Origin of the sequence: Streptomyces sp. NPDC005195, from assembly GCF_040608315.1 — a bacterium.
Taxonomy (GTDB): domain Bacteria; phylum Actinomycetota; class Actinomycetes; order Streptomycetales; family Streptomycetaceae; genus Streptomyces; species Streptomyces kaempferi.
The window spans coordinates 78,005-104,045 of sequence record NZ_JBEXHZ010000023.1; the positions used below are offsets into that span (position 1 = coordinate 78,005).

At 71.6% G+C, this 26,041-nt stretch carries 26 protein-coding genes; 16 read left to right on the forward strand and 10 right to left on the reverse strand.

Annotated features, from left to right (window positions below; genetic code table 11):
* Nucleotides 1-72 precede the first annotated feature (72 nt).
* Nucleotides 73-1,083 (forward strand): hypothetical protein, encoded by a 1,011-nt coding sequence (locus ABZV34_RS23075; RefSeq protein WP_356279659.1) that lies wholly within the window; start codon nt 73-75, stop codon nt 1,081-1,083.
* Here the strand turns inward: ABZV34_RS23075 and ABZV34_RS23080 are convergent.
* Nucleotides 1,028-3,397, reverse strand: a complete 2,370-nt coding sequence (locus ABZV34_RS23080) for a terpene synthase family protein (protein WP_356279662.1) — start codon at nt 3,395-3,397, stop codon at nt 1,028-1,030. The genes ABZV34_RS23075 and ABZV34_RS23080 overlap by 56 nt on opposite strands.
* Nucleotides 3,398-3,732: 335 nt before the next feature.
* On the opposite strand from ABZV34_RS23080, the gene ABZV34_RS23085 reads away from it, so the two are divergent.
* Nucleotides 3,733-4,533, forward strand: coding sequence for an alpha/beta hydrolase (locus ABZV34_RS23085; protein WP_356279665.1), 801 nt, complete (start codon nt 3,733-3,735; stop codon nt 4,531-4,533).
* Nucleotides 4,530-5,795: a cytochrome P450 gene (locus ABZV34_RS23090; protein WP_356279668.1), complete on the forward strand. Its 1,266-nt coding sequence runs from the start codon at nt 4,530-4,532 to the stop codon at nt 5,793-5,795. Before ABZV34_RS23085 ends, ABZV34_RS23090 begins: the two co-directional genes overlap by 4 nt.
* A 10-nt stretch (nt 5,796-5,805) precedes the next feature.
* Here the strand turns inward: ABZV34_RS23090 and ABZV34_RS23095 are convergent, their stop codons facing one another.
* Nucleotides 5,806-6,999 carry a damage-control phosphatase ARMT1 family protein gene (locus ABZV34_RS23095; protein ID WP_356279671.1) on the reverse strand — a complete coding sequence of 398 codons (1,194 nt, stop codon included), beginning with the start codon at nt 6,997-6,999 and terminating at the stop codon, nt 5,806-5,808.
* Nucleotides 7,000-7,356: 357 nt separating this feature from the next.
* Here ABZV34_RS23095 and ABZV34_RS23100 point away from each other — a divergent pair, with 357 nt between their 5' ends.
* Nucleotides 7,357-8,298, forward strand: a complete 942-nt coding sequence (locus tag ABZV34_RS23100; RefSeq protein ID WP_356279674.1) for a lytic polysaccharide monooxygenase — start codon at nt 7,357-7,359, stop codon at nt 8,296-8,298.
* An 18-nt stretch (nt 8,299-8,316) separates the two neighbouring features.
* On the opposite strand, the gene ABZV34_RS23105 is transcribed toward ABZV34_RS23100, so the two are convergent.
* Nucleotides 8,317-8,967 (reverse strand): Tat pathway signal sequence domain protein, encoded by a 651-nt coding sequence (locus ABZV34_RS23105; protein ID WP_356279677.1) that lies wholly within the window; start codon nt 8,965-8,967, stop codon nt 8,317-8,319.
* Nucleotides 8,968-9,618: 651 nt separating this feature from the next.
* On the opposite strand from ABZV34_RS23105, the gene ABZV34_RS23110 reads away from it, so the two are divergent.
* The 5 genes from ABZV34_RS23110 to ABZV34_RS23130 all read left to right on the forward strand — a co-directional run bounded on the left by ABZV34_RS23110 (nt 9,619) and on the right by ABZV34_RS23130 (nt 13,075).
* Nucleotides 9,619-10,278 (forward strand): DUF6230 family protein, encoded by a 660-nt coding sequence (locus tag ABZV34_RS23110; protein WP_356279680.1) that lies wholly within the window; start codon nt 9,619-9,621, stop codon nt 10,276-10,278.
* Nucleotides 10,278-10,697: a DUF6114 domain-containing protein gene (locus tag ABZV34_RS23115; protein WP_356279682.1), complete on the forward strand. Its 420-nt coding sequence runs from the start codon at nt 10,278-10,280 to the stop codon at nt 10,695-10,697. Before ABZV34_RS23110 ends, ABZV34_RS23115 begins: the two co-directional genes overlap by 1 nt.
* A 398-nt stretch (nt 10,698-11,095) precedes the next feature.
* Nucleotides 11,096-11,674, forward strand: coding sequence for a DUF6461 domain-containing protein (locus ABZV34_RS23120; RefSeq protein WP_356279684.1), 579 nt, complete (start codon nt 11,096-11,098; stop codon nt 11,672-11,674).
* Nucleotides 11,675-11,722: 48 nt separating this feature from the next.
* Entirely contained in the window at nt 11,723-12,001 is a 279-nt protein-coding gene (locus ABZV34_RS23125) for a hypothetical protein (protein WP_356279753.1), read from the forward strand.
* A 21-nt stretch (nt 12,002-12,022) separates the two neighbouring features.
* Complete coding sequence (locus ABZV34_RS23130; protein ID WP_356279687.1) at nt 12,023-13,075, forward strand: alpha/beta hydrolase; 1,053 nt, start codon at nt 12,023-12,025, stop codon at nt 13,073-13,075.
* Nucleotides 13,076-13,121: 46 nt separating this feature from the next.
* Here ABZV34_RS23130 and ABZV34_RS23135 read toward each other — a convergent pair whose 3' ends face one another.
* Together ABZV34_RS23135 and ABZV34_RS23140 are read right to left on the reverse strand one after the other, a co-directional pair.
* Nucleotides 13,122-13,694: a CGNR zinc finger domain-containing protein gene (locus ABZV34_RS23135; protein WP_356279689.1), complete on the reverse strand. Its 573-nt coding sequence runs from the start codon at nt 13,692-13,694 to the stop codon at nt 13,122-13,124.
* Nucleotides 13,695-13,821: 127 nt separating this feature from the next.
* The gene (locus ABZV34_RS23140) at nt 13,822-14,001 is read right to left on the reverse strand and encodes a hypothetical protein (protein WP_356279691.1); all 180 of its coding nucleotides are present in this window, start codon (nt 13,999-14,001) and stop codon (nt 13,822-13,824) included.
* Between the two features lie 266 nt (nt 14,002-14,267).
* On the opposite strand from ABZV34_RS23140, the gene ABZV34_RS23145 reads away from it, so the two are divergent.
* The 5 genes from ABZV34_RS23145 (at nt 14,268) to ABZV34_RS23165 (ending at nt 19,496) form a co-directional block, all read left to right on the forward strand.
* Nucleotides 14,268-15,275, forward strand: coding sequence for a substrate-binding domain-containing protein (locus ABZV34_RS23145; RefSeq protein WP_356279694.1), 1,008 nt, complete (start codon nt 14,268-14,270; stop codon nt 15,273-15,275).
* Between the two features lie 191 nt (nt 15,276-15,466).
* Nucleotides 15,467-18,040, forward strand: a complete 2,574-nt coding sequence (locus tag ABZV34_RS23150; RefSeq protein WP_356279696.1) for a nitrate- and nitrite sensing domain-containing protein — start codon at nt 15,467-15,469, stop codon at nt 18,038-18,040.
* An 11-nt stretch (nt 18,041-18,051) separates the two neighbouring features.
* Entirely contained in the window at nt 18,052-18,480 is a 429-nt protein-coding gene (locus ABZV34_RS23155; protein ID WP_356279699.1) for a roadblock/LC7 domain-containing protein, read from the forward strand.
* A gap of 1 nt (nt 18,481) precedes the next feature.
* Nucleotides 18,482-18,838: a DUF742 domain-containing protein gene (locus ABZV34_RS23160; protein ID WP_356279701.1), complete on the forward strand. Its 357-nt coding sequence runs from the start codon at nt 18,482-18,484 to the stop codon at nt 18,836-18,838.
* A gap of 121 nt (nt 18,839-18,959) precedes the next feature.
* Nucleotides 18,960-19,496, forward strand: a complete 537-nt coding sequence (locus ABZV34_RS23165; protein ID WP_356279745.1) for an ATP/GTP-binding protein — start codon at nt 18,960-18,962, stop codon at nt 19,494-19,496.
* A gap of 11 nt (nt 19,497-19,507) precedes the next feature.
* On the opposite strand, the gene ABZV34_RS23170 is transcribed toward ABZV34_RS23165, so the two are convergent.
* The 5 genes from ABZV34_RS23170 to ABZV34_RS23190 all read right to left on the reverse strand — a co-directional run bounded on the left by ABZV34_RS23170 (nt 19,508) and on the right by ABZV34_RS23190 (nt 23,743).
* Nucleotides 19,508-20,065, reverse strand: coding sequence for a cysteine hydrolase family protein (locus ABZV34_RS23170; RefSeq protein ID WP_356279704.1), 558 nt, complete (start codon nt 20,063-20,065; stop codon nt 19,508-19,510).
* A gap of 283 nt (nt 20,066-20,348) precedes the next feature.
* On the reverse strand, nt 20,349-20,765 hold the full coding sequence (gene msrB / locus ABZV34_RS23175; protein WP_356279707.1) for a peptide-methionine (R)-S-oxide reductase MsrB: 417 nt from the start codon (nt 20,763-20,765) through the stop codon (nt 20,349-20,351).
* A gap of 28 nt (nt 20,766-20,793) precedes the next feature.
* Nucleotides 20,794-22,179, reverse strand: coding sequence for a UDP-N-acetylmuramate--L-alanine ligase (gene murC / locus ABZV34_RS23180; protein WP_356279710.1), 1,386 nt, complete (start codon nt 22,177-22,179; stop codon nt 20,794-20,796).
* Nucleotides 22,180-22,300: 121 nt separating this feature from the next.
* Complete coding sequence (locus ABZV34_RS23185) at nt 22,301-22,774, reverse strand: indole-3-glycerol phosphate synthase (protein WP_356279713.1); 474 nt, start codon at nt 22,772-22,774, stop codon at nt 22,301-22,303.
* Between the two features lie 132 nt (nt 22,775-22,906).
* Nucleotides 22,907-23,743, reverse strand: a complete 837-nt coding sequence (locus ABZV34_RS23190) for a pyrimidine reductase family protein (protein WP_356279716.1) — start codon at nt 23,741-23,743, stop codon at nt 22,907-22,909.
* 37 nt (nt 23,744-23,780) lie between these two features.
* Here ABZV34_RS23190 and zapE point away from each other — a divergent pair, with 37 nt between their 5' ends.
* Together zapE and ABZV34_RS23200 are read left to right on the forward strand one after the other, a co-directional pair.
* Nucleotides 23,781-24,884, forward strand: a complete 1,104-nt coding sequence (gene zapE, locus ABZV34_RS23195; RefSeq protein ID WP_356279719.1) for a cell division protein ZapE — start codon at nt 23,781-23,783, stop codon at nt 24,882-24,884.
* A gap of 160 nt (nt 24,885-25,044) precedes the next feature.
* Complete coding sequence (locus ABZV34_RS23200; RefSeq protein ID WP_356279722.1) at nt 25,045-25,917, forward strand: slipin family protein; 873 nt, start codon at nt 25,045-25,047, stop codon at nt 25,915-25,917.
* Nucleotides 25,918-26,041 lie beyond the last annotated feature (124 nt).

The following is a 26,041-nucleotide window of genomic DNA, read 5'->3' on the forward strand; positions in this document are numbered from 1 at the left end:
GCCCGCCGCCCGAACCGCACCCGGGCGAAGCCGGAAGTCCCGTTGTCGGTGGCGGCTGTTACGTTCGGTGACATGACCGATCACGCTCTGCGTCTGCTGCGGAGGAACCGCCGCCTGGCCGAACTGGCCGCATTCCCCTTCTCCTTCGACATCGACCGGGCGGAGCACGCCGAGGACGTGCGGCTCGCCTCCGGCGGTCCGCTGGAGCCGATAGCGGGCGACGACACGGGGGGCACGTACTTCGTGTGCGGGGACGGCTCCGTGCTGTACGCGGACTCCGAGGGCTCGGCCGGAGTCATCGGCGACAGTGTGGACGAGGCACTGGAGGTGCTGGTCGGACTGCCCGGCTGGCACGACCACCTGCGGCTGGCGCCGGCCGAGGGGGAGGAGCGGATCCTCGCGGCGGTCGCCGGGACGGAGGAGGAGATCCGGGAGTCCTACGGGACCGACGCCGAGCGGACCGAGCTGCGGGCCGAGCCCGACTTCCTGCTGCTGGGCGCCGAGGAGGGCGGTACCTACGACCTCCTGGACCCGCACCCCCGTCCGCCGCTGTGGGAGACGGTCCTCTCGCGGGGCCGCGCCGACCTGGCGCTGCTGCGGGCGGGCACCGCGTGGGACGAGGTGGCCGGGGACCGGACGCGGCGCGCGCTCGCGCTGCGTGCCGCCCAGTTCGACCGGCGCGACGGTGATCTTCCGCCGCTGCGGCACCTGCTGCGGCACGGGGCCGAGGCGTCCATGACCGACGAACTGCGCCTCGCCGCCGTCCTGGTGGGCCTGCACGGCCTCCCGGAGGACCTGCCGCACGCGCTCGCCCGGACCGCGGCCGTCGACGCGACGTTCGCGCAGGAGGTCCGTGAGGTCACCGCGGCCGCCGAGGAGCTGCTCGCGGGCCTCTCCGGGGCGGCCAGGGCGTTCGCCGGGCGGAGCCGCGCCGAGGAGACGGCCGGCGTCACCCCGGCTGCGGCACCGCCGGAGCGGTCGGTGCCTTCCGGTCCGTCACCCGATCCGTCGGACCCGCCGCATTCGCCTACTCCCTCTGGTCCGCCGGGTCCGCCGGGTCCTTGGGATCCCACGGCAGGGTGAACTGGGCGGCCGCTCCCGTGCCCCGGGGAGGCCTGAAGGCCTTCGCGTCACCGGTTCCCCCGGCCCCCACCCCGGCGGGCAGACGGAACGCGGACGCGGCCTCGGCAGCCGGTGCCGGGAACCGGCCCGGCACCGGAACCGGCGCCGGGCCGGTTCCCGCACCGCCGAGGGGAACCCCGGGTACCCGGTCCGGTACGAAGCCGTGGGCGCGACGGGCGAGGTCCTCGGCACCGTAACGGCGGGATTCCCGGTGCCACTTGAGGATTCCGGCCAGCCAGTTCCGCAGCTCCCCGACATAGCCCTCCATGATCTCGCGCACCTCCTCCGGGAGTTTGAAGTCCTCGTACAGAAGGGGAAGTTCGTGGGCGGCGACGTGCTGGAACTGCTGCATGCGCTGGGTCATCAGGTCGTGGATGACGCCGAGTGCGGTCGGGTAGTCGCAGCCGAAGAAGTTCTGGACGACGAGGATTCCGTTGTGGATCTCACCCTCGTACTCGATCTCCTTCTGGTACGAGAAGACGTCGTTCAGGAGCATCGCGTAGTCCATCGCCGCGTTCTCCAGCGACCGGACGGGACCGCTGCGGTAGACCTCCGGCGGGACCTTCCGGCCGTGGCCGAGCCGGCACAGGCTCATGGTGAGCTCCGAGCCGAAGGTGGCCCGGCGCATCTCCAGGTAGTCGACCGGATCGGGGATGCGGTGCTGGAGCTGGTTGGACAGCTCCCACACCCAGCTCTCCGTCATCACGTCGATCGCGGACCGGAACTGCCGCCGCTCGTCGGTGTTCATGCCCGCGGCGGTGCGCTGCCAGAGGTCGATGAGGCCTCGCTCCATGCCGTTGGCGGGGACGGGGACCTCCTCGCCGTCGACGGGCATGCAGGCCGACAGACGCGCGGTGACCAGTTTGGCCGCGGCCAGGTCGCGGCGGTTGCCGAAGACGAGCGGATAGTAGTCGTCCCCGTACGTGCCCCAGGCCAGCCACCGCGAGCTGACGTCGAGGGCGTCCGCGGTGGCGTCCGGATGGATACCGGCCGCGCACAGCGGAAGGTCGTACGCGTCCAGCTTGTCCTCGTCCCAGACGCCCTCCTGGAGCATGCCCATGGTGTGCATCCAGTCGGTGAGGCGGTGCCGGGCCCCGTCGAGATGAGGACTGAGCGTCACCTCGAACGGCATCAGGAAGTCGGGCAGTCGCGACGGGCCGACCTTCTGGAACGGGACATGGGTGTACGCGCGCAGCCGCTCCGCCCCGGCGGCGGAGAGCAGGGCGCCTACGTCCAGGGCCGAGGTGCCCAGGGCGCCGGCGCCGAACGGCCGGTTCTCCTCCAGGGCGCCTTCGTTCATGTACCGGCTGGACCGCATGTGCCACTCGTGGCCGCCCGACTGCCAGTCCTGGAGCCCCTGGGTGTACGCGGCGACCGCCGCGACCTGGTCCGGGGTGAGACCGTTCTCCACGGCGAGCGCGGGGACCTCGGTCAGGGCCGTGTGCTCGAACTGGTGCAGGCGGGAGGTGAGGATGCCGTTGACGGTCTCGGCGGCCTGCTGGGTGGTGCAGCCGAAGAAGGTCTCCAGGACGAGGACGCCGTTGCTGAGTTCACCCTCCTCCTCGACCTCCCGCTGGTAGGAGAACAGGTCGTTGCGCAGGTGCACGCCGTCCGAGAACGTCTCCATGAGCACCCGCAGCGGCCTCGACCCGGCCACCGGGGCGGGCACTTCGGCCGTCGCGTACTCGACGAGTCCGGCCGACCAGGGGGCTCCGCCCACCTTGCGGCGCATCTCGATGTACTCGACGGGGTTGGCGATCCGCCCCTCGTTGATGTTGGACAGTTCCCACATCGACTCGTTGAGCAGATGCTCGGTGGAGACCGCGAAGCGCTCGCGCCACCCGAGCGACATCGAGGGCACCGTGCGCGCCCAGAGGTCGGCCAGCCCCGCCTCGACCGGGTTCCGCGGCTCCGGCACGGGAGCCGAGAGGTCCAGCGGCATGAAGAGGGGCAGCCGGTCCAGGTAGTCCTTGCCGCCCTGGCGGTCCTGGGTGCGTTTGAAGGTCTCCAGGAAGTGGTCGTCGAAGAAGAAGACCCACACGTACCAGTCGGTGATGAGCGAGAGGGCCGGCCCGTCGCAGTCGGGGTGTGTGTACGCGCACAGCAGGCCGTAGTCGTGCGCGTCGAGGTCGGACCGCTCCCAGATCCCGGAGCCCTCCAGCATGCCCATCCCCCGGGCCCATTCGACCGTGTGGGCACGCGCCTCGTCGAGGTGCGGGTTCAGCCGCGCGGGATACGGCATGTAGAAGTGCGGGAGTGCGAACGGCTGCGTCATGGCCGGGCCCTACCCATGGCCCTCCGGGCACATCCACCCACCGGGACATGATCACACCATCGCGTGAATCCCTACGAAAGGGCACCCACCAAGGTGCCGCTGTCCGAGCGGATCCCGCGAGAGACCGGCACGAACCCGCCCGGCTGTGGCGTGACATCGCCGGCGAAGAACGGCACCCGGAACGCGGTGAGCTCACCCCGGCGGTTCCCCGACGCGGTGAGGCTCGCCCCGGATGCGGAGTGGTGACGGTCGCGGGGCCGGACGCTCCCCCGGCGGTCGGCCGGTCGTCCGCGGGCGCTCTTGCCGACGCGGGCGCCCGGCGTCACCGTGGGCGCATGACCTCCTTCGTGCTTCCTCATGAAGTGCACGGCGACGGCGCCCACAAGGTGATCGCCGTGCACGGCTGGTTCGCCGACCGGTCCGCGTACGCGGCCGTGCTGCCCGACCTCGACCGCGCCGCGTTCCAGTACGCGCTGGTCGACCTGCGCGGCTACGGGGAGGCGAGGGACGTCGCGGGCGCGTACACGACCTCCGAGGCGGCAGCCGACGTCGTCGAACTGGCCGACCGGCTGGGGTGGGCGCGGTTCTCGGTGATCGGCCACTCGATGGGGGGCGCCGTCGCGCAGCGCGTGCTCTCGCTCGCCCCGGACCGGCTGCGCCGACTGGTCGGGGTCTCGCCGGTGCCCGCGTCGGGGCTGTCCCTGCCGGTGGACCAGTGGGAGCTGTTCGCGGACGCGGCGCACCGGCCGGAGAACCGGCGGGCCATCATGGACGTCACGACCGGCGGCCGGCTGCCCGCGGCCTGGCTGGACCGGATGGTGACGCGGTCACTGGCGCTCAGCGACCCGAAGGCGTTTCGCGCCTATCTGGACTCGTGGGCCGGCGCGGACTTCCACGCCGAGGTCGAGGGCGCACGGGTGCCGGCGCTGGCCGTCACGGGCGCGCTGGACCCCGCCCTGTCGGCGGCGCTGATGCGGGAGACCTGGATGCGCTGGTACCCGGACGCCGAACTCCATGAACTGGCCAGGACCGGGCACTACGCGATGGACGAGAGTCCGCTCGACCTGATCGGCGTGGTGGAGTCCTTCCTGCGCGCGGAGGAAGCCGACGCGGCCGGGGCCGGGGTCGAGGCGTGAGCGTACGGGAGACCGCGCCGCCCGTGCCCGACGTCTTCGACCCCCGGCGGTACGCCGACGGGGTCCCGCACGCCGCCTACCGCACGCTGCGCGACCATCACCCCGTGGCCTGGCAGGACGAACCCGAGGTGCTCGGCTGGCCCGCCGGAACCGGGTTCTGGGCGGTGACCCGGCACGCGGACGTGGTCCGGGTCCTCAAGGACACGGGGACGTACTCCTCCCGTCTCGGAGCGACCCAGATCCGGGACCCCGACCCGGACGACCTGCCGTTCATCCGCCGGATGATGCTCAATCAGGACCCTCCGGACCACGGCCGGCTGAGGCGGCTGGTCAGCCGCGCCTTCACACCCCGCCGGACCGAGCGCTTCGCGTCGGCCGTCCGCGGACGGGCCCGTGCCCTGCTCGAAGGCGCGGTCCGCGAGGCCCGCGCGGGTGACGGGCGCTGCGACCTCGTCGCCTCCGTCACCGACGACTACGCCCTGCTCAACCTCGCGGACCTGCTCGGCGTACCGGAGCGCGACCGCGGACTGCTGCTGCACTGGACGCGTCGTGTGATCGGCTACCAGGACCCTGACGAGGCGGGCAAGCCCGTCCACGACGCGCACGGCAGGCCCGTCGATCCGCGCTCCCCCGCCCTGCTGCGGGACATGTTCGCCTACGCCCACCAACTGGCGCTCCACAAGAAGACCCATCCGGGCGACGACGTGATGACCACGCTCGCCACCGACCCCGAACTCGCCCCGGCGGAACTGGAGATGTTCTTCTTCCTGCTCACCGTCGCGGGCAACGACACCGTGCGCGGCGCGGCTCCGGGCGGCCTTCTGACGCTCGCCCGGCATCCGGACGCGTATGCCGCCCTGCGCTCCGGGCGGGTCGGGCTCGACACGGCCGTGGACGAGTTGCTGCGTCTGCACCCGCCCGTCCTGACCTTCCGCCGTACGGCGGCCGTCGACACCGAGCTGGCGGGGCAGCGCATCCGCGCGGGCGACAAGGTCGTCGTCTTCCACGCCTCGGCCAACCATGACGAGCGCGTCTTCACCGACCCGCACCGGGTCGACCTGGCCCGCTCCCCCAACCCCCATGTCTCCTTCGGCGACGGGCCGCACGTCTGTCTGGGCGCGCACTTCGCGCGGCTGCAACTGCGGGTGCTCTACGAGGAGTCGCTGCGCGTGCTGCCGTCACTGACCACGGCGGGGGCCCCGCGCCGTCTCGTCTCGAACTTCATCAACGGTCTCAAGTCACTGCCCGTGCGGGTGGGATGAGCCCGCGGGCTCAGCGCCGTACCTGGATCAGCGCGTGGGTGCCGCCGGTGCGCCAGCGCTGGCCCCCGGCCGCGACGAGCGCGGTCTCGGTGCGGGGGTCGAGACCGACGACCACGTCGGACTTGAGCGTGCGCAGGGCGGCCACCGGCCCCGGGAAGTAGGCGGTCGTCCCGGCGAAGGGAGTGGTGGCCGGATAGCGCCGGTCGCCGACGAGGCGGCGGTAGTTCAGGTCGCCCTTCATCAGGGTGACGTCGGCCTCCGCGAAGTCCCGGCGCAGGTCGTCGGGCATGTCGGCGTACGGCAGCGGGGCACAGGAGAAGGGGTGGGCCCGGACCGTGAGGCGGCCGTCGGTCATCGCCGACCACAGGCGGTGGCCCGACGCTCCGGCCGCCCCGGGAGCGGCCGTGAGGCGGCGCAGGGCGTCGATCACGTCGGCGGTGGTGGCGTCGGAGACGTAGTACGGGTACGGCTTCACGTGCAGTACGGCCCGCTCGGCGTGACGACCGCGCAGGAGGTGGTCGATGAGCAGCAGATCGGGGATGAGTTCCCGGCCGGAGTTGTCCGCGACCACGCAGAGGGTGCCGCCGGCGAACAGGGACCGCAGCATCTCGCCCTCGTGGACGACCAGTTGGGAGTCGGCGGCCGTCTCGTCGTCCGCGGCCGCGAGGCGGAATCCGAGGTCCGCGCGGTTGCCCCACAGCGATCCCAGCAGCAGCGCCTCCTCCTGTTCCGCCACGGGCCGGTCGGCCAGTTCGTCGAGCGCGGCGAGCTCCTCGTCCGCCTCAGGGGTGTCGAGCTCGGCGAGCTTGAACGGCCGGAAGGGGTCGATGCCCTGCCAGGGGCCGGGGGTGAAGTAGTCGACGGCGTCGAGAAGTTGGCGGTAGAAGTAGCTCTCGGACCAGAGGAAGGGCACGTCGAACCAGGGCCGGCCGAAGTACTCCCGGCCGCCCCAGGCCTCCCACTGCCCGCGGTCCCGCGCCCGCTCGCCGAGCGGTTCGATGACACCCTCGGCGGAGTTCTTCAGCAGGGCGTCGAGCGCGCGGCGCTGTTCGGGGCCGTACGGGAAGGCGTCCCGCACCTTCCGGATGAGCGCCGGATGCCGTTCCGCCAGCACGCTCCGGGGGAACGAGCCCGGTACGTTGCCGAGGATCACGGGCGCGCCGGAGGGAGCGGGGGGTTCGGCGGAAGCGACGGGCTCAGGCATGCGGCTCACCGTACCGGCCGCGGCGGCGGTACCGGCCGAGCCGGCGGCGGGCCGCGGCAGCGCGTCGGCGCTCCCCGTCCGGCAGTGGCCCCGGCCCGCCGGAGGTGCTCCTTCACGCGCCCGGCAGCCCGCCCCGGACGCGGACATCCGGCGAACCGCCCCGCACCCCGGATCCCGGCCCACGGCCGCACGCCCCCGCACACCGGCGTACTCCGGATCTGAACACATGGCCGCGCGCCCCCGTACTCCACCTTGCAGTGCAGCCCTGCGGCCGTCATGCAGTGCAGCCCTGCGGCCGTCGCCGCGAGACGCGGTACGGCAGCGCCCGCATCCCCAGCCGTCGAGGAGACCCACCGGATGACCGCACACCGCACCGCCACCGCGGCCGCTGTCGCCGCGGCGGCCCCGCTGCTCCTGCTGACGTGGGCCGTGGGACCGGCCCAGGCGCACGGAGCGCCGACGGATCCGGTCAGCCGGGTGGTGGCCTGCTCCCCCGAGGGCGGCAGCAACAACCGCACCGCGGCCTGCGGGGCGGCGATCGCGGCGAACGGCGCGCCCTTCACCGCGTGGGACAACCTCCGGGTGGCCGGCGTCAACGGCAGGGACCGGCAGGTGATCCCCGACGGGAAGCTGTGCAGCGGGAACCTGCCCGCGTACAAGGGACTCGACCTCGCCCGCGCCGACTGGCCCTCGACCCGGATGACACCGGGCGCGGCCTTCACGCTCTCCTACAGTTCGACGATTCCGCACACGGGGACCTTCAAGCTGTATCTGAGCAAGCCGGGTTACGACCCGTCCAAGCCCCTGACCTGGTCCGACCTGCCGACCAAGCCGTTCGCCACGGCCACCGACCCGGCGCTGGTGAACGGCGCGTACCGGATCAGGGCCACGCTCCCGTCCGACCGCACCGGCCGTCAGATGCTGTACACGATCTGGCAGAACACGAGCACGACGGACACCTACTACTCGTGCTCGGACGTGGTCTTCCCCGCCGCCGCCCGTGGCGCGGGCGGCGGTGGCAAGGCGGCGTCGACGGCACCTGCGCCGCGGACGACCGCGCCCGACCGCGCGGCCGGGAAGACCGCGCAGCCGACGAAGTCCCCGGCCGAGCAGTCCCCGGAGCCGTCGCGGTCGGCCGCGCCGTCCGTGGCGCAGGTGTCCGCGCCCGACCACCTCACTCCGGCCGCCGACACCTCGTCCGGGGGCAGCGGCTCGCTCCCCCTCGTCGCGGGGGCGGGGGGAGCGGCGGCCCTCCTGCTCACCGCGGGCGTCGCGCTCACGCTGCGACGCCGGCGGTGACCGTGGTCCGGTGGTCGGTCAGTTGACGGTGACCACCGGGCTGCCCGGCTGGGTGGTGTCGGTGACGGGGGCGTACTTGGCGGTGAAGTAGCCGTTGCTGAAGCACAGGGACGAGCCCGAGGCCTTCGCGAACTGCTGGTTGGTGAAGGTGATGCTGTTGTCCGCGTTGCTCGCCGCGCCGGTCAGGCTGGGGGCCTGGTAGACACAGGTGATGCTGCCGAGAAGGGTGCGCAGCACGACGGTGGTCTGGATGGTCGAGCCGGCGGCCGGGGTGACGGTGACCGTGCCGTCGGAGGCGACGGTGGTGGTGTACGAGAGGTTGTTGACCGTGACGCCGGTGACGCCGAGTACACCGATGACGTTGCTGGTGCAACTTCCGAAGGTGTGACCGGTGAGCGACTCGGTGGCGGCGCCGGGGGCTGTCGGATTGGCGGTGGCCGTGGCGGTGAAAGCCGACGCGGCACAGGAGACGCCGCTCGTGCCGGTGCTGCTGGAGTAGAGGGTGGCCTTGGTGCCGCTCGCCAGCGAGGCGGTGAGCACATCGCCGGTGGCGACGGCGGCGCCGCCCGCGGTGAGCACCGGGGTGTCGTCGGCGGAGGCGGGGGAGATCGCGGAGACCGAGAGGGCCGCGGCGACACCGACGAGGGCGAACAGGGATCGCGTACGCATGGGGGAGCCTCTTTCTGATCTGACGGGGGTGCGGGGCCTGGTTCGGAGAGAGGTGCGGTCCCGGGCTCACCGGGGGGCATGGTCCTGGCCGTCCCGGTGGACACGGAGCTGCGGGCCACTGCCGGCCCGTGACGTCTTCTCCGTACGCGACGGACCGGCAGCGGCGAGGGGCTACCGGGCGCGGCCCCAAGGGGGGAAGGCGGCCGTGCCGGTGCCGTGGGGGGGTGACGACGGTGACGAGGACACGCACGGGACGTTCGGAGGTGTCACGCACGCCCCGCCGCAGGGGGCGGGGGCCGGGAGGGTGACATGCGCCGTGCTGACGGACCCGGCGCCACGGATCCATCGGAAACAAGGCTGAGTTGTAGACCTGATGGATGGTCAACGTCAAGGCACAGTAGGGAAGTTGGAGGTCAGCGAGTCGTCGGTATGAAGCCGTGCACACAGATGCCACACAATCGACATCCGCTTGCCACAAGTCCCTTGACCCACGAATGTAACCCCCGGTAACTTCCAGGAAGGCTACTGCCGCGTAACGAGAAAGCCCTTGCGACCGCCGGGAGTCGCGAGGAGGCGTGCGCGGCAGCCCTGTCCGCGCCAGGACACGTGCCTCAAGCCGCACCTGCGTTGACTATGTCCAGGGAGCAGAACATGGCCTCGTCCTCGGACGCCACGGCGTCCACCGGCCCCACCCCCGTGAACCCCGAAAGCGGTTCCGACCGACGCGGGCGGGTCCGTCTGCGCCGCGCCGCGGTGATGGCGGTGCCCGCCACCGCGATCGCCGCGGGACTGATGATCCTCACCGCCCAGGGAGCCCTGGGCGTGCAGTTCGCCATCTCCGGCATGCCGTTCGTCGTGACGGCCACGGAGCTGAACGGCACCGGCTTCGAGCAGTTCGGGAACCTCGACAACATGGCCGAGGACAGCCCGAACGCCGGCGACACCGGCGGCCAGGTCCTCGTCGTCACCTCCGCCATCAAGAACGCGACGCTCACCAAGCTGTGCCAGAGCGTCGACCTGGGCGGCACCAACCTGGTCATCACCGCGGGCGGCGGCTCGGACAAGGTGCAGGCGACAAACCTGACCACCGACTCGACCGAGCTGTCGGGTGACGCGTCCTTCGGGAACATCGAGATCGGCAACGACGCGAGCACGCTCGACAAGGCCGATGCCCAGGGGAACAAGGGCGTCTTCAGCCAGCAGGCCGACACCGTCCACATCGGCAATCTGCGGCAGACCAACTACGCCACCACCGCCGCCGTGTTCAAACTTCCGGGCCTCAAGCTCCGCTTCAGCGGCACGGGTTGCTGATGTCCCGGCTCCGGAATCCGAGGTCGGACTTCCGGCAGTGGCGCGCGCGCCGCCCCTTCTGGGGCGGGCTGCTGCTCACCCTGGGCGGCGCGGAGATCCTCCTGACCGAGAAGGCGTCCCTCAAGGTCGTCATGCACATCGGCATGCAGGGCGTGGCGGGCTATCTGCTGCCGACGGTCATGCTCGTGTGCGGTCTGCTGATCCTCTTCAACCCGGCGCAGCGGCTGTTCTACTCGCTGCTCGGCATCCTTCTGTCGCTGGGCACCTGGCTCACCTCCAATCTCGGCGGCTTCTTCATCGGCCTGCTCCTCGGGGCGGTCGGCAGTTGCATGGCCTTCGGCTGGCTGCCCGACCAGGAGCCGCGCAGACGTCTGCTGCGCGGGCGCCGGCAGCGGCAGACCACGGCGACGAAGGCGTAGCCCAGCGTCTCGGAGGGCCCGGCCCAACAGCACGCCCCGGCCGGGCGCAGGACAGGGGACGGCCGGGGTGGAAGCCGTGACGGCACGGCCCCGGATGGCGGGCCGGCCGCTACCAGGGGATCCAGCCGTTCTCGAAGTCCGCACTCACAGAGGTGAGTTGACGGACCGCATGACCGTACGACGCCTGCAGCACGCGCCTTCCCTCACGCACGGGGAAGTCGCCGTGGGGCGCACGGACTGCGCCCCGCCAAGCCGTGCCCGGCGGCTCGGGCCCTGCGGGGGCGGGGCTGCCCCGCGTTGTCAGTGGCACGGGAGAGGATGCGAGGTAGGTTCGCGTCGAGGGGGAGAGTGTGGCCGGCGGCATCGCCTGGATTCTGGAGCCTTGTCCGATCGAGTGCGTGACGTTCGCCCGTGGCATCGATCCGGTCGGTCTCGCCTCCCGGCTGGGAGCACGCCCAGGCCGGCCGGCACCTCGCGGCTCCGCCGAGGACGCGGTGGACCTGCTCTCCGGTGACGGCGTCACAGGCGTCGCCAGGGTGGGCCGTACCGGCGACTGGTCCTTCGCCGTCGAGTACGGCGACGCGGTCGGCTCCACCGCCACCGGCCTGGGGGCCGTCTCGGCCGAGGGTGTGGAGACGGTCAACTTCCTCCTGACTCCGTGGCACCCGCCGTCGATGTTCAGCCACTACCGCGACCGCGCCCACGTCTGTTCCTTCGGCATCGGGGAAGAAGCCCGTCGGTGGGGCCACAGCCCTGACCTGCTGGTCCCGGCTCTCACCGAGGTGGGAGTCCTGCCGGCACGGTCGGATCTCCGCGAAGCCGACGCCGAACGGGTCCGCCGACTGAGCGTACTGACGATCGAGGAACACTTCGGGTTGCGGCTGCCGCGGACCGACGTGCTGCACGGACGGCTCCCGCTCTTCATCGTGCGCGAGACACCCGAACGAGCCCGGCGCCCGCTCCGGCCCCTGGGTTGATGCGGCTGCCCGATCACCGCATGCTGATACATATGCTGACATCACCGGGTGCTGCGGGATGCGCGGCCGCGAGAGGCGACGCCATGGCGGCGGTCGGCGCACACGGCGTGGTCAGGGGCTGGAGCGACCGGACGGCCGGTCCCCCACGAGTGCTGGACCCGCTCCCTCGCCGGGCCGCGCACGTACGCCTGGCGCAGGACCCGCGCCTACGACGAGGGGGGCCGCGGCGGTCCGCTCCTCGTCACCCAGCTCACCGACCGCTGGGGCACCCGCACGACCTCGGCCGGGAAGGCGTTCCGGGCCGAGCAGGCGCTGCCGGTCCCCTGACCACGACGGAAGGGGTTTCGGATGGTCGACCGACGGAGCTTCGGCAAGATCATGGGCGTCGGCGCGGCAGGGGCGTCGCTCACCGGGTGGTCCGGGAACGCCCGCGCGGACGGGACGGCCGAGGAGCCCACGGCGACGGCCTCGCCGACGCTCTCACCGGGGCACGCGTCCTTCGGCCGTCTCCGGCGGATCGACGCCGGTGAACTGAGCATCGGCTACGCGGAGGCCGGCCCCGCCCACGGCCCCGCCGTCGTCCTGCTGCACGGCTGGCCCTACGACATCCACAGCTTCGTCGAGGTCGCGCCGCTGCTGGCGGCTCGCGGCCACCGGGTGATCGTCCCGTACCTGCGCGGCCACGGCACCACGCGCTTCCGCTCCGCCAGGACCTTCCGCAACGCCCAGCAGTCCGTGGTCGCGCTCGACATCATCGCGCTGCTGGACGCGCTCAAGATCGAGAAGGCGGTGCTGGCCGGTTTCGACTGGGGAGCGCGGACCGCCGACATCATCGCCGTGCTCCGGCCCGAGCGGTGCCGGGCCCTGGTCTCCGTGGGCGGCTATCTGATCACCGACCGTGAGCGCAACAAGCAGCCGTTGCCGCCGAAGGCCGAGTGGGCGTGGTGGTACCAGTACTACTTCGCCACGGAGCGCGGACGGCTCGGCCTCGAGCGGAACAGGGCCGACCTGGCACGCCTGGTCTGGACGTTCAACTCCCCGACGTGGCACTACGACGACGCCACGTTCGACCGCACGGCGAAGGCTTTCGACAATCCGGACTACGTGGCCATCGTGATCCACAACTACCGTTGGCGGCTCGGCCTGGCGCAAGGCGATCCGCGCTACGACCGGCTGGAGCGGCAGCTCGCCGCGGGGCCTGTCGTCACGGTGCCCACCGTCACCCTCGACGGCCGGAAGGACCCCTTCACCCCGGCCGGCGACGGATCGTCGTACCGCGACCGGTTCTCGGGGCCCTACGCGCACCGCACCCTGGCCGACATCGGCCACAACGTGCCGCAGGAAGCGCCCGAGGCCTTCGCGCGGGCGGTCGTGGAGGCGGACGGGCTCGCCGGGCGCTGACCGCGCCGGCGGCGTCAGGAGACCGCTGCGTCAGGAGGCGGCGGCGTCAGGAGGCGGCGGCCGCGCTCCGCTCGTGCTGCTTCTTGCGGGCGCGGTAGGCCGCCGCCTTGAGCTTGTTCCCACAGGACTCCATGCCGCACCACTGGCGGCGCATGCCGCGCGACCGGTCGATGTAGACCCGGGTGCATTCGGGGTTGCCGCACTCCTTGAGCAGCGGGACATCCGGTCCGCCCAGGAGTTCCACGGCCTGCCGCGCCACGCTGGACAGGGCCTCGGCGGGCGTCGCCTCCGCCCGTCGCCCGGCGGCCGACAGTTGCGGTGTGACGGAGGGCTCGCGCGCCGTGCCGTTCACGACACCGAGGGCCGTGGCGTCGTACGCCTCCCCCGCGGCCCGCGCGGTGACCAGCTCGTAGACGGCCTCCCGTACGACCACGGCCTCCTGGACGTCGGACTCCCGGGCCGCGACCGTGAGGGCGTCGACGATCCCGGACCCCAGGTACCAGGCGTCCAGCCGTTGCGGCGACACGAACATCTCGAAACGCAGCGTCCGGCGGGCCCTGAGGGTGGCGGCGAAGTCGAGGGCCGGGTTTCCGCAGAGAAAGACGTGTTCCAGATTCACATCACCATCTTGACAGGTGACGGCCACGACAGGCAACGACCGGCCCATCCCGCGTGGACCCCTCAGCCCTGCGCGGAGCGCCGCCCACAGGGGGCTGACGCCCGCGCCGGTCGGCCGGAACGCGCCCTCACAGGCACGTACGGACGAGCCACTCGTCCTCGTTGTACGCGTCCCTCGCGGGATCCGGCACCGTGGCCGGCCGTTCCTCGACCGTGTCCTCCAGGCGGATCCGCTCCGGAAGCGCGCCGAACCGGGCCCGCCGGACCGCTGCCTCGGCCATGCCCGGATTCTGCCCCTCACCCGTCATCGCGACCTCCCCGTCATGAATGTTGTGCCTGATGGTCGCAAGCCATCCGTCACCTGTCAAGGCAGTGACGGACAGGGTGCCGACGAGGCCTGGACTCGACCGTGCGCACTCCCCGCTCATGACCGCTCACTTGACGCCCGTGCGTCACACACGATTGGCTCCGGCCCAACGAAAGTCCGACAGTCGGTGCACAACAGCCCGATGGCCGCGCCGACTTCCCCCTCCCCGTCCTTCTGCTGGGCCGCACAGCGAGGTGCCGCACTCCGATGAACACGTCCCCCACACCTCACCACTCCCCCAGATCCGCGCACGGCACCGTCCTGGTCGTCGCCGTCACCCTGCTTCTGGCCGGCTGCTCCGGCGGATCGGACTCCGGCGCGGACACCGGAGCGGCGGGGAAGGCGGGCACCGGCCACATCAAGGTCGCCCTGATCACCCACGGCGCAGACGGAGACGCCTTCTGGGAGATGGTGCGGAGGGGCGCGCAGGCGGCTGCCGCCAAGGACGACATCGACCTCACCTACGCGAGCGACTCCGACCCCGCGGGGCAGGCGAGTCTGGTGCGGGACGCGGTCCGCGACCGGGTCGACGGCATCGCGGTGACCCTGGCCAAGCCGGAGGCGATGAAGAGCGCCGTCACCGAGGCCAGGGGCGCGGACATACCGGTGGTCGGCCTCAACTCCGGTATCGACGCCTGGCGGTCCGAGGGCCTGCTGGAGTACTTCGGCCAGGACGAGAGCGTCGCGGGCCGGGCGCTCGGCGACAAGCTGGACGAACTCAAGGCCAAGCACGCCCTCTGCGTCATCCACGAGCAGGGAAACGTCGCCCTGGAGGCGCGCTGCGCCGGGGTGAAGAAGGCGTTCTCCGGCGATACCGACCTGCTCTATGTCAACGGCACCGACATGAAGGCGGTCACCGCCGCCGTCGCCGCCCGGCTTCGGCAGGACCCTGGCATCGACGAAGTCGTCATGATGGGCGCGCAGTTCGCGCTCGGCGCGGTGAAGTCGGTGAAGGAGGCGGGCAGCGGGGCCGCGGTCGCCACCTTCGACCTCAACAGCAGCCTGGTGAAGGCGGTGCGGAGCGGGGACGTGCAGTTCGCGGTGGACCAACAGCCCTACCTGCAGGGCTATCTCGCCGTGGACTCGCTCTGGCTCTACAAGTCCAACGGCAACTTCAGCGGCGGCGGCACCGCGCCCGTACTCACCGGACCGGCGTTCGTCACCAAGGAGAACGTCGCCTCGGTCGCCAAGTTCGCGGCCGACGGGACCCGTTGAGCCGCTCCCGCCGCTCGTGCGCGGCCGCACGAGCGGCACCACGCGCCCCAAGGTTTTCGGACACTCACGGTGCGTACGGGCACTTGTACGGATAGCATCCTGCGCACCCCCAGTGCCGTACCGGACACGCGGTCACCCACCGCCCGTTCCGCCGAACCGCTCCTCCCCTCGCTGATCGCACTAGGACGACGATGTCTCCACGGACAGGTGCCCGGCGCCGTCTCGGCTCCATACGTCTCTCCCTGATCCTGCTGGCGCTGGTGCCCAGCGTCACCCTCGGCGCCATGTGGGGTGTGACGACCACACAGATCTTCTCGGAGGGGCTGCGGCTGCGGTCGCAGACCGAACTGAGCAGGTCCACCGGCGCCATGGGCACCGACGCGACACTCGCGCTGCAACAGGAGCGCAGTCTGTCGGCGGCGTGGCTGGCCTCTCCGCACGGCTCGCGGACCGCACTGGACCAGCAGCGCGGGAGGACCGACGAGGCCGTCGCGAAACTGGTGCGCCGCTCGGACGACATCAAGAACGCGCCCGCCCGGATCGGGGACCGGCTGTACTCGGTCCTGGCGTCGGTGGGGAGCCTGGAGTACTACCGGGGACAGGTGGACCACCCCACCGACATCACCGCCCAGCAGGCGCTGGACCAGTACACCGCGATCATCGACGGCCAGATCCAGGCCTTCCAGGAACTCTCCCAGGTCGACGACGGCGACCTCACCTCCCAGGCGGGCCCGCTGATCACCCTGGGAAGCGGCGCGGAACTGGTCGCCCAGGAGGACGCCGAACTCGCACTCGCCTGGCCGTCGGGGAGGCTCGACGAGAAGGCGTGGACACGGTTCGCGCAACTCGTCGACGTACGGCGCTGGGTCTTCCGGAGCCAGGCCCTCTCCTCCCTGGACGGCGCCGTCAAGGCGCGGGTCGAACGGGTACTGCAGAGCCAGGACTGGAAGACGCTGGAGTCCGTCGAGGACCAGGTGATCGCGGCCCGGACGGCGCACGGCGCGGTGGCCCGGACGGTCCCGCTGCCGGACGCGGGCCGGCGCTGGAACGCCGCTCTCACCAGGATCTCCGGCCGGTACTCGGACCTGATCCGGCAGCAGACCACGGGACTCCTCGACCGCAGCGCCGACAAGGCCCACGGACTGCTGGTCAAGGCGGCCGCGCTGAGCGCGGGCGGACTCGTCGCCCTGCTGCTGTGCGTCGTGATGTCGTGGCGCATCACGCGCTCCCTGTCCCGGCGGCTTCGCGGTCTGCGGCTGGCCACGCTCAGCCTGGCCCAGGAGCGGCTGCCCGACGTGGTCGCCAGACTGGACCGGGGCGAGAAGGTGGACGTGGACCTCGCCACCCCGCCGCTGGACTACGGCGGGGACGAACTCGGGCAGGTGGCGGAGGCCTTCAACACCGCGCAGCGTACGGCCGTGCACACCGCGGTGGAACTCGCCGACACCAGACGCGGCTTCCAGAAGGTGATCCTGGGCATCGCCCGGCAGAGCCAGAACCTGGTCAACCTCCAGCTCAGCAGGCTCGACGCGATGGAGCGCGAATTCCAGGACCCGCGGTTCCTCCAGGGTCTGTACGAACTCGACTCCACGGCGAGCCAGTTGAGGCGCTACGAGGAGAACCTCGTCATCATCAGCGGAGAGCAGCCCCGGCGCAGCTGGACCGAGCCGGTCGCGCTGATCGACATCCTGCGCAGCGCCGTCGGCGAGGTCGCCCAGTACCAGCGGGTGGAGGTGCACGCCGACGACGAGGTGTACCTCACCCCGCCCGCGGTGGCCGACGTCATCCACCTGCTGGCGGAGCTCATCGACAACGCCACCGCCTACTCCCCCGCGCCCGGCCCGGTGGGCGTGCGCGCCGCGATGGTGGCCAAGGGACTGGCCGTGGAGATCGAGGACCGGGGTCTGGGCCTGTCCGAGGAGGACTACGCGGCGTTCAACGCCCAGTTGGCGGTGGCTCCGCAGTTCGACGTGGTGGCGCTCGCCGACGACCTGCGGCTCGGCATGTTCGTGATCGCCCGGCTCGCCACCCGGCACGGCATCGTCGTCACCCTGCGGTCCTCGCCGTACGGCGGGACCACCGCGATCGTGCTGATCCCGCACGAGATCGTGGTGCGCGAGACACCGGGCGCGTCCGCTCCGGACACGGGCGCCGCCGGCCCGGCGGACGCCGGCGTACCAGAGCCGGCCACGGCCGCGACGGGTCCGGGCGCCGCTCCCTCCGAGGGCCGGCCGTCGCACGAGCGCACGGGAGAGGCGCGGCCCGCCGCCCGGACGCGCACGGCCGACCCCTCCGCCTCCCGGTCCGGCCACGGCACCGGCGCCGCCCCGGCCACGGCCGCCGTCCGTCGGGATGGACTCACCCCGCTGCCGCGCCGGGTGCCGCAGACCAGCCTGGCCACCGAACTTCGGGAGGACGCCGGGCCCGCCGGCACCGGCGACCAGGACGCGGACGGCGATGTCACCGACTTCACCGCGGAACGGGCGGCCTCCTCACTCGCCGGCTTCCAGCGCGGCACGCTCCGGGCCCGTGACACCGACGACGACGGGGCGGCGTACGAACCGGGCGAACCAGCCGAACCGGGCGAGCAGGGGAACACGCCCGGGAAGCCGGGTGACCGGGTCCCCGCCGCGGACCGATCCCGCACCACAACCCCGGACCGCTCGTCGCCCCGGCCCGCGGGTCCTTCGTCGTCCCCGCCCGCGGGCCACTCTTCCGGCGCGCCCGCAGACCGCTCGTCGACTCCACCCGCAGACCGCACGTGAAGGACTGAGAAATGACACGCCCCAGCCCCGCCACACACAGCCAGCTCGACCAGCTGCTCACCGGACTGGTGGAACGGGTGGCCGACGTGAACCACGCCGTCGTACTGTCCGAGGACGGACTGGTCGTCAGCAAGTCCACGGCGTTCGTCCGCGACGACGCCGAGCGGCTGGCGGCGACCGCGTCCGGCCTGATGAGCCTGAGCAAGGGGGTCAGCATGGACTTCCGCGGCGGACCCGTACGGCAGGCGCTCATCGAGATGCGCGACTGCTATCTGATCCTCACCGCCGCGGGACCCGGCGCCCATCTCGCCGTGCTCACCAACAAGGGCGCGGACGTCGGCGTGGTGGCCTACCAGATGAACATGCTGGTGAAGAAGATCGGCGAGCACCTCAGGGCGGCGCCGCGTGCGGGCGGCGCCCCCGCCGGCAACGGCGAGTGAGGTGAGCGAAGGCGACGCGGCCGGCCGTCTGGTACGGCCGTTCACCCTGACCGGAGGCCGAACCCGGCCCAGCCGCGCCGACTTCACCCTCATCACCTCGGTGACCGCCGTGGATCCGCCGCCCGACGGGTCCGACCGGTCACAGCCCGAGCACCAGCGCATCGTGCGGCTGTGCGCGCGGCCGGTCGTGGTGGCGGAACTCGCCGCCCAGCTCGACCTCCCGGTGAGCGTCGTCGTCATCCTGCTCTGCGATCTGCTGGAGGCGGGGCGGATCACGGTCCAGGCGCCGCGTCTCGTCTCCCGCACCCCGGATCCGGACCTGCTGCAGAAAGTGAGGGACGGCCTTGGCCGGCTCTGACCCCGCCACGCGGAGGACTTCAGCACCCGAAACACCACAGACACAAGAAGCACTACAGGCACCACAGACAGCGCAGACAGCGCAGACAGCCGAAGCGTCCGAAGCACCCGAAGCGGTCAAGATCCTGATCGCCGGGGGATTCGGCGTCGGCAAGACGACCATGGTCGGATCGGTCAGCGAGATCGTCCCGCTGCGCACCGAGGAACCCCTCACCTCCGCCGGTCTGGACGTCGACGACCTCGACGGCATCGAGGAGAAAAGGGCGACCACCGTGGCCCTGGACTTCGGCCGCATCACCCTCAGCCCCGAACTGGTCCTGTATCTCTTCGGAACCCCTGGCCAGCAGCGGTTCTGGTTCATGTGGAACGACCTCGCCATCGGCGCCCTCGGGGCGGTGGTCCTCATCGACGTGCGCCGGCCGGAGTCCAGCTTCGCCGCCGTCGACTTCTTCGAGCGCCGCGGTATCCCGTTCGTCGTGGGCGTCAACGGCTTCCACGGACGGCATCCGTACACACCCGAGGAGATCCGGGACGCCTTGGCCCTGCCGGAGCGAACCCCCGTGCTCCTCTGCGACGCGCGGGAGCGGGGGTCGTGCCGGGACGTGCTGATCACCCTCATCGACGAGTTGCTCGCCTCCTCCGCGCGGGGCCGGCGGTAGCGGCGCGTCGCTCAGTACGCCGCGAACGTCACCTCGGCCGTGTCGACGGTCCCTCCGCGACGGCCGGGCGCGCTCTCCTCACGCCAGTAGAGATTGGTGTGCGCGATCACCTGGTCCGGAGGCGGGGCGCCGTACGCCGTGAGGTCCTCCGTCGTGTGCGCGTCGCCGACCAGCGTCACGTCGTACCCGCGGACCAGACCACCGTGCAGGGTCCCGCGGATGCACGCGTCGGTCTGCGCGCCCGCGACCACGATCCGGCCCACGCCGCGCTCGGCGAGCAGTTCCTCCAGTGCGGTGTTCTCGAAGGAGTCGCCGTAGGTCTTGTGGACGAGCGGTTCCCCGTCCCGCCGGACCAGCTCCGGCACGTACCGCCAGCTCTCGCTGCCCAGCACGAGGTTGTCGTCGGAGTGCTGCACCCAGACCACGGGCACGTCCTCGGCACGGGCCTTGTCGACCAGGGTGTTGATGTTCGCGATCACCTCGTCGCGCCCGTGGGTACCCGCCATCGCCCCGTTCTGGACGTCGATGACGAGCAGCGCGGTGTGCGGCCGATCGGGCAGGTTCGTCATGAGAACCTCCTGTCTCTCGTCGTAAATCTCCCGCCGCACCACACTAGAACGCGCCACTGACAACGGCCCGGTCGCCGTGGCCCCGGGCACCTGCGTCTTCCGACTTCCCTGACTCCCCTTCGTGTACGGGGCGTTGGGCTACCGTTGCTCCACCACCGGACCTGGGGGGCAGTGGGGTTCGAAGGGCCCCTGGGACGCGGAGCTCGCACCGTCCTGCGCAAGAGCGGGGTCGCGGTCCTGGAGGAGCAGATGGCGGACGCGCTCCTGGAGGATCTGGCCGACCTCAGCCCTGATCACCCCCGTCCGGCGCCAGCCGCAGTGAGATCGAGTTGATGCAGTACCGCTGATCGGTGGGGGTCGCGTACCCCTCGCCCTCGAAGACGTGTCCGAGATGCGATCCGCAGCGGGAGCACCGCACCTCGGTCCGTACCATCCCGTGCGCGCGGTCCTCGATCAGCTCGACCGACTCGGAGTCCTTCGGGTCGTAGAAGGACGGCCAGCCGCAGTGCGACTCGAACTTCTCGTGGGAGGTGAACAGCTCGGCACCGCAGGCGCGACAGGAGTACACGCCCTTGGCCTTGGTGTCGGTGTACTCCCCGGTGAACGCCGGCTCCGTGCCCGCCCGGCGCAGAACCGTGTACTCGGCGGGGGTCAGCTCCGCGCGCCACTGCTCGTCCGGCTTTTCGATGTCGTACGACATGAAGCTCAACCCCTTACAAACGCTGTGACTACTTCGACAGACGGGCCAGGATCCCGGGGCCGAGATCGGTCACGTCACCCGCGCCCATCGTGAGAACGAGATCACCCGGCTTCGCCATTCCCGCGACGACCGAAGGTGCCTCCGCCTTGTCGTGGACCGGCGTGACGTCCGCGCCCGCCGCCCGCGCCGCCTCGACGATCAGCTCGCTGGTGACCCCCGGGATCGGGTCCTCGCGGGCCGGATAGATGTCGAGGACCACGGAGGCGTCCGCCAGCGACAGGGCCTCGCCCATCTCCTTCGCCAGTTGCTGCGTGCGGGAGAACAGGTGCGGCTGGAACAGGACCAGGATGCGGCCGGAGACGCTCGCGCGCATCGCCTCCAGGTCCGCCGTCATCTCCGTCGGGTGGTGCGCGTACGAGTCGACGACCTGCACACCCGCCTCCTCGCCCTTCAGCTGGAGGCGGCGCTTCACCCCGGTGTAGGAGGCGAGCGCCGGGGCCAGCTCGGCCGCCGGGACGCCCAGCGCCACGCCGGCCGCCAGCGCGGCCACCGCGTTGTGCGCGTAGTGGCGGCCGGGGACGGAGACCGTGAAGGTGAGCCGCGAACCGTCGAGGTCCACCGTCACCTCGCTCCTCAGGCCCTGGGGGACGACGGACAGGACACGGACGTCCGCGTCCGCCGAGTCACCGTACGTCACCACGCGCACGTCGGCCGGCAGCCGACGCGTCAGCTCGCGCGCGCCCTCGTTGTCCGCGGAGATCACCAGGGTGCCGCCGGGGACGATCCTGCCCGCGAACGTCTCGAAGGACTCGTAGATCTCTTCCATGGACGCGTAGTTGGCGTGGTGGTCCAGCTCCACGTTGAGGACGATCGCCACCTCGGGCGCGTACTTGTGGAAGCTGCGGTCCGACTCGTCGGCCTCGGCGACGAAGATCTCGCCCTCGCCGTGCAGCGCGTTCGAGCCCGGTTCGTCCAGGTCGCCGCCGATCGCGTACGAGGGCAGCAGCCCCAGTTCCGAGAGCGACACCGCCAGCATCGACGTCGTCGTGGTCTTGCCGTGCGTGCCCGCGACCGCGATCGGGCGCAGCCCGTCCATCAGCCGGGCGAGGGCGTCCGAACGGTGGACGACCGGGACACCCAGCTCGGCGGCGCGGGCCAGCTCCGGGTTGTCGGCGCGGATCGCGGACGAGACGACCACACACGTGGCGTCGGAGGCCAGGTGGTCCGCGGCGTGCCCGATGTGCACCGTCGCGCCCAGCGCGCGCAGGGCCTCGGCGGTCGCGGACTCCTTCGCGTCGCTGCCCGCCACCTTCGCCCCGCGCTGCGCCAGGATCTTCGCGATGCCCGACATCCCGGCTCCGCCGATCCCGATGAAGTGCGGTCGGTCCATGGCGGTAGGAAGGCCGGGTGCCATGCGTGTCTCTCCCCAGGTGGTGCGACAAGAAATTGCGACAAGAACTGCGACAGGAGTGGTGCGACGGGTCTTACGACCGCCGCCGCGGTGCGTCCGGCGTGCTACGCCGGACGGCCCAAGCCTATGCCTTGCTGTGCGAGAACAGTTTCAGCACCGGCACACCGACCTTGTGGCGGGCGCGCGAGGCCCAGTCCCGGTGGAAGAACTCCTCCACGTAGTGCGGGTCGGTCAGCACGATGACCTCGTCCGCGCCGATCTCGTCGACCAGCCCCTTCAGCGCGTCCAGCGGGTGGTCCTCGATGAGCCGGCCCTCGGCCTCGCTGCCCGAGGCGCGCAGTGCCACCAGCGACACCTCCAGCGCCCGCTGTCCCTGGCCGGCCGCCTCCTCGCCCTCTGGGGTCTCGCGCTCGTGGGCCGCCTCGTCCAGCTCGCCCAGCGCCACGTCGTCGATGGCCCGCAGCAGCCGGTCCGCCTGGTCGCCCCGTGGCTGGAGCAGCACATGAAAGGTGACCGTCTCATCACCGTGCAAGGTGGTGACGAACTCGATATCGGCGGACGTCAGGGCCTTCTCGATCATCAATACGCTTGTGAACACGACAGACGCCCTTCTCCTCCGTGGGACTCGCTGGCCCCCTGCGGAAACCATCCTGCCCCGTGATCGCACGGGGTCTGCGCGATTTGCTGTGCCCAGCGGAAGATAAACGGAACTGGATCTTCCGACGGCTGGTCAGGATCGACGGTATCGGGTGAACAGAAACCCGGCCTCTTCCAGCAAGGACGCCAGTTCGAACCGCTTCGGGACCTCCGTCGAGGGGCCGCCGGCGATCCGCTGCGCGCCGCCCGCGGTGAGGGTCGGCGACATCGTCAGGCACAGTTCGTCGAGCACCCCGGCCGCCACCAGCTGGCCCAGCAGTCGCGGGCCCCCCTCCGTGAGCAGCCGGGTCAGCCCGCGGTCGGCGAGGGCCCGGACGGCCCGGACGGGGTCCACCCCGGCGCCCTCCCCGGCGAACACCACCTCGGCGCCCGACCTCTCCGCGGCCGCGACCCGGTCCGGAGCCGCCGCGGCCCCTGTCACGACCAGCGTGGGCACCAGGGGCGAGGTGAAGAGAGGGAGCGAGAAGTCCAGGTCCAGACCCGCCGTGACGACGGCGATGGCGGGCGCGGGACCCTGCCCGGACGCCTCCCGTGACGCCGCGAACTCGGTCCGCGCGCGTGCCGGGCGGTACCCCTCCTGGCGTACCGTTTCCGCACCGACGACCACGACGTCCGCGAGCGCCCTCAGCACCCCGAAGATCCGCATGTCGGCGGCGCTGGAGATGCCCTGGGACTTCCCCTCGTGCTGAGCGGCGCCGTCGAGCGTGGAGACCATGTTGGCCCGCAGCCAGGGCGTACGGACGCCGTCGGCACGCGCGTCCGGGTAGGCGTAGACCTCCGCCAGCTCCAGAAGCCCCCACTCGCGGTCCGTCACATCCGCACCGCGCGCACCGGGCGCGTCAGGGGTGGCAGGGGTCCCGGTCGCGCCCTGGGCTGCTGTTTCGTAGGTCACAGGGAACAGGCGTCGCATGTCGTGCAGTGTGGCACGGCGCTTAGAGTGGTTAACCGTGTCGTCCTCCACCGCCGCCTCCGGGATCGATCCGATACCCGACGCAGCCCCCCTGTCCCTGTGCGCCCGCGAGCCGCACGTGCCCGCGGACCGGCTCGTCGCCGAGATGGTGCCGCCGCCGCGCTTCGACTCGGTGCGCTTCGATTCGTACATCCCGGACCCGAACCAGCCGAGCCAGACCGAGGCCGTACGCGTCCTCGCGGACTTCGCGGCCGGGCTCGGCGGGGCACACGCCGTGGGGGGAGCGAAACGGGGCCTCTTCGGCTTCGGCAGGAGCAGGGCGCCGAAAACCCCCGCCGGCCCCCGCGGCGTCTACCTCGACGGCGGCTACGGAGTCGGCAAGACCCATCTGCTCGCCTCGCTGTGGCACGCGACCCCGGCGGAGCCCTCGCTCAAGGCCTTCGGCACCTTCGTGGAGCTGACGAACCTGGTCGGCGCGCTCGGCTTCCAGAAGACCGTGCAGACGCTCTCCGGCCACCGTCTCCTGTGCATCGACGAGTTCGAACTCGACGACCCGGGCGACACCGTCCTCGTCTCCACGCTGCTCGGCAAGCTGGTCGGCGCGGGGGTCGCGCTCGCGGCCACGTCGAACACGCTGCCCGGAAAGCTCGGCGAGGGCCGGTTCGCGGCGGCCGACTTCCTGCGCGAGATCCAGGGCCTGTCCGCACACTTCCGTCCGCTGCGCATCGACGGCGAGGACTACCGCCACCGCGGGCTGCCCGAGGCCCCGGCTCCGTTCACCGACGAGCAGGTCACGAAGGCCGCGTACGCCACCGGGGGCGCGTCCCTCGACGACTTCCCGCATCTGCTCGACCACCTCGCGCGCGTGCACCCCAGCCGCTACGGCGCGCTCACGGACGACCTCGAGGCCGTCTGCCTCACGGACGTCCAGCCGGTCAAGGACCAGTCGACGGCGCTGCGGCTCGTGGTGCTCGCCGACCGGCTCTACGACCGTGAGGTGCCCGTCCTCGCCTCCGGCATGCCCTTCGACACGCTCTTCAGCGAGGAGATGCTGAACGGCGGCTACCGCAAGAAGTACTTCCGCGCGATATCCCGGCTGACCGCCCTCGCGCGGGACGCCAAGGGGCTCGTGGAGGCGTAGTTCCCAGCACCCCGCGAGGCGTGACGCCGGCTCGACCCCGCCCGGGGCGATGGAGGTCACGCGGACGCACGGCGTGATCGCGCCCGGCCCGACCGGCGTAAAATTCGCATATCGGGCTTGGTGCGCTCAGGCGCAGCGGGCGACTCGAAAGGGGGTCGTCATGCTCCAGGAAATCCTGGTGACCGGGGTGGCGGTCGGTTCCGCGGGGCTGGTGTACGTCGCGGCGGCGGCCCGGGTCGTCAAGCAGTACGAACGGGGCGTGGTTTTCCGGCTCGGGCGGCTCAGGGGTGGGGTACGCCCACCCGGTTTCACCCTGGTCGTCCCAGGCGTGGACAGGCTGCGCAAGGTCAACATGCAGATCGTCACGATGCCGGTGCCCGCGCAGGACGGCATCACCCGGGACAACGTCACGGTGCGCGTGGACGCGGTCATCTACTTCAAGGTGGTGGACGCGGCCGACGCGGTCATCCAGGTCGAGGACTACCGCTTCGCGGTCTCGCAGATGGCGCAGACGTCGCTGCGGTCGATCATCGGCAAGAGCGACCTCGACGACCTCCTCTCCAACCGCGAGAAGCTCAACCAGGGCCTGGAGCTGATGATCGACAGTCCGGCCATGGGCTGGGGCGTGCAGATCGACCGGGTGGAGATCAAGGACGTCTCGCTGCCGGAGACGATGAAGCGGTCGATGGCCCGGCAGGCCGAGGCCGACCGCGAGCGGCGGGCGCGGATCATCAACGCGGACGCGGAACTGCAGGCGTCGAGGAAGCTGGCGGAGGCCGCCGGGGTGATGTCCGAGCAGCCGGCCGCGTTGCAGCTGAGGCTGCTGCAGACGGTGGTGGCGGTGGCGGCGGAGAAGAACTCCACGCTCGTCCTGCCCTTCCCCGTCGAACTGCTGCGGTTCCTGGAGCGGGCCCAGACCCAGCCGACCGCGCCGGCGACGCCGTCATCGCCCCCGTCCTCAACTGCCGCACCAGCGACCGAACTTCGCGACGAGTCCGGCGAACTCCGCGACAGGCCCGGCGACGGGGGGTGACACCGGCGATACGCGTGGTTCCGGCGGCCTCGTCGTGAGACCGCGCTCGCATCACTCTCCCGCCATGGACCGTTCGGCAACGGACCGCTCTCAGCGAGCCGTGCGGCAACGGACCGTTCAGCAG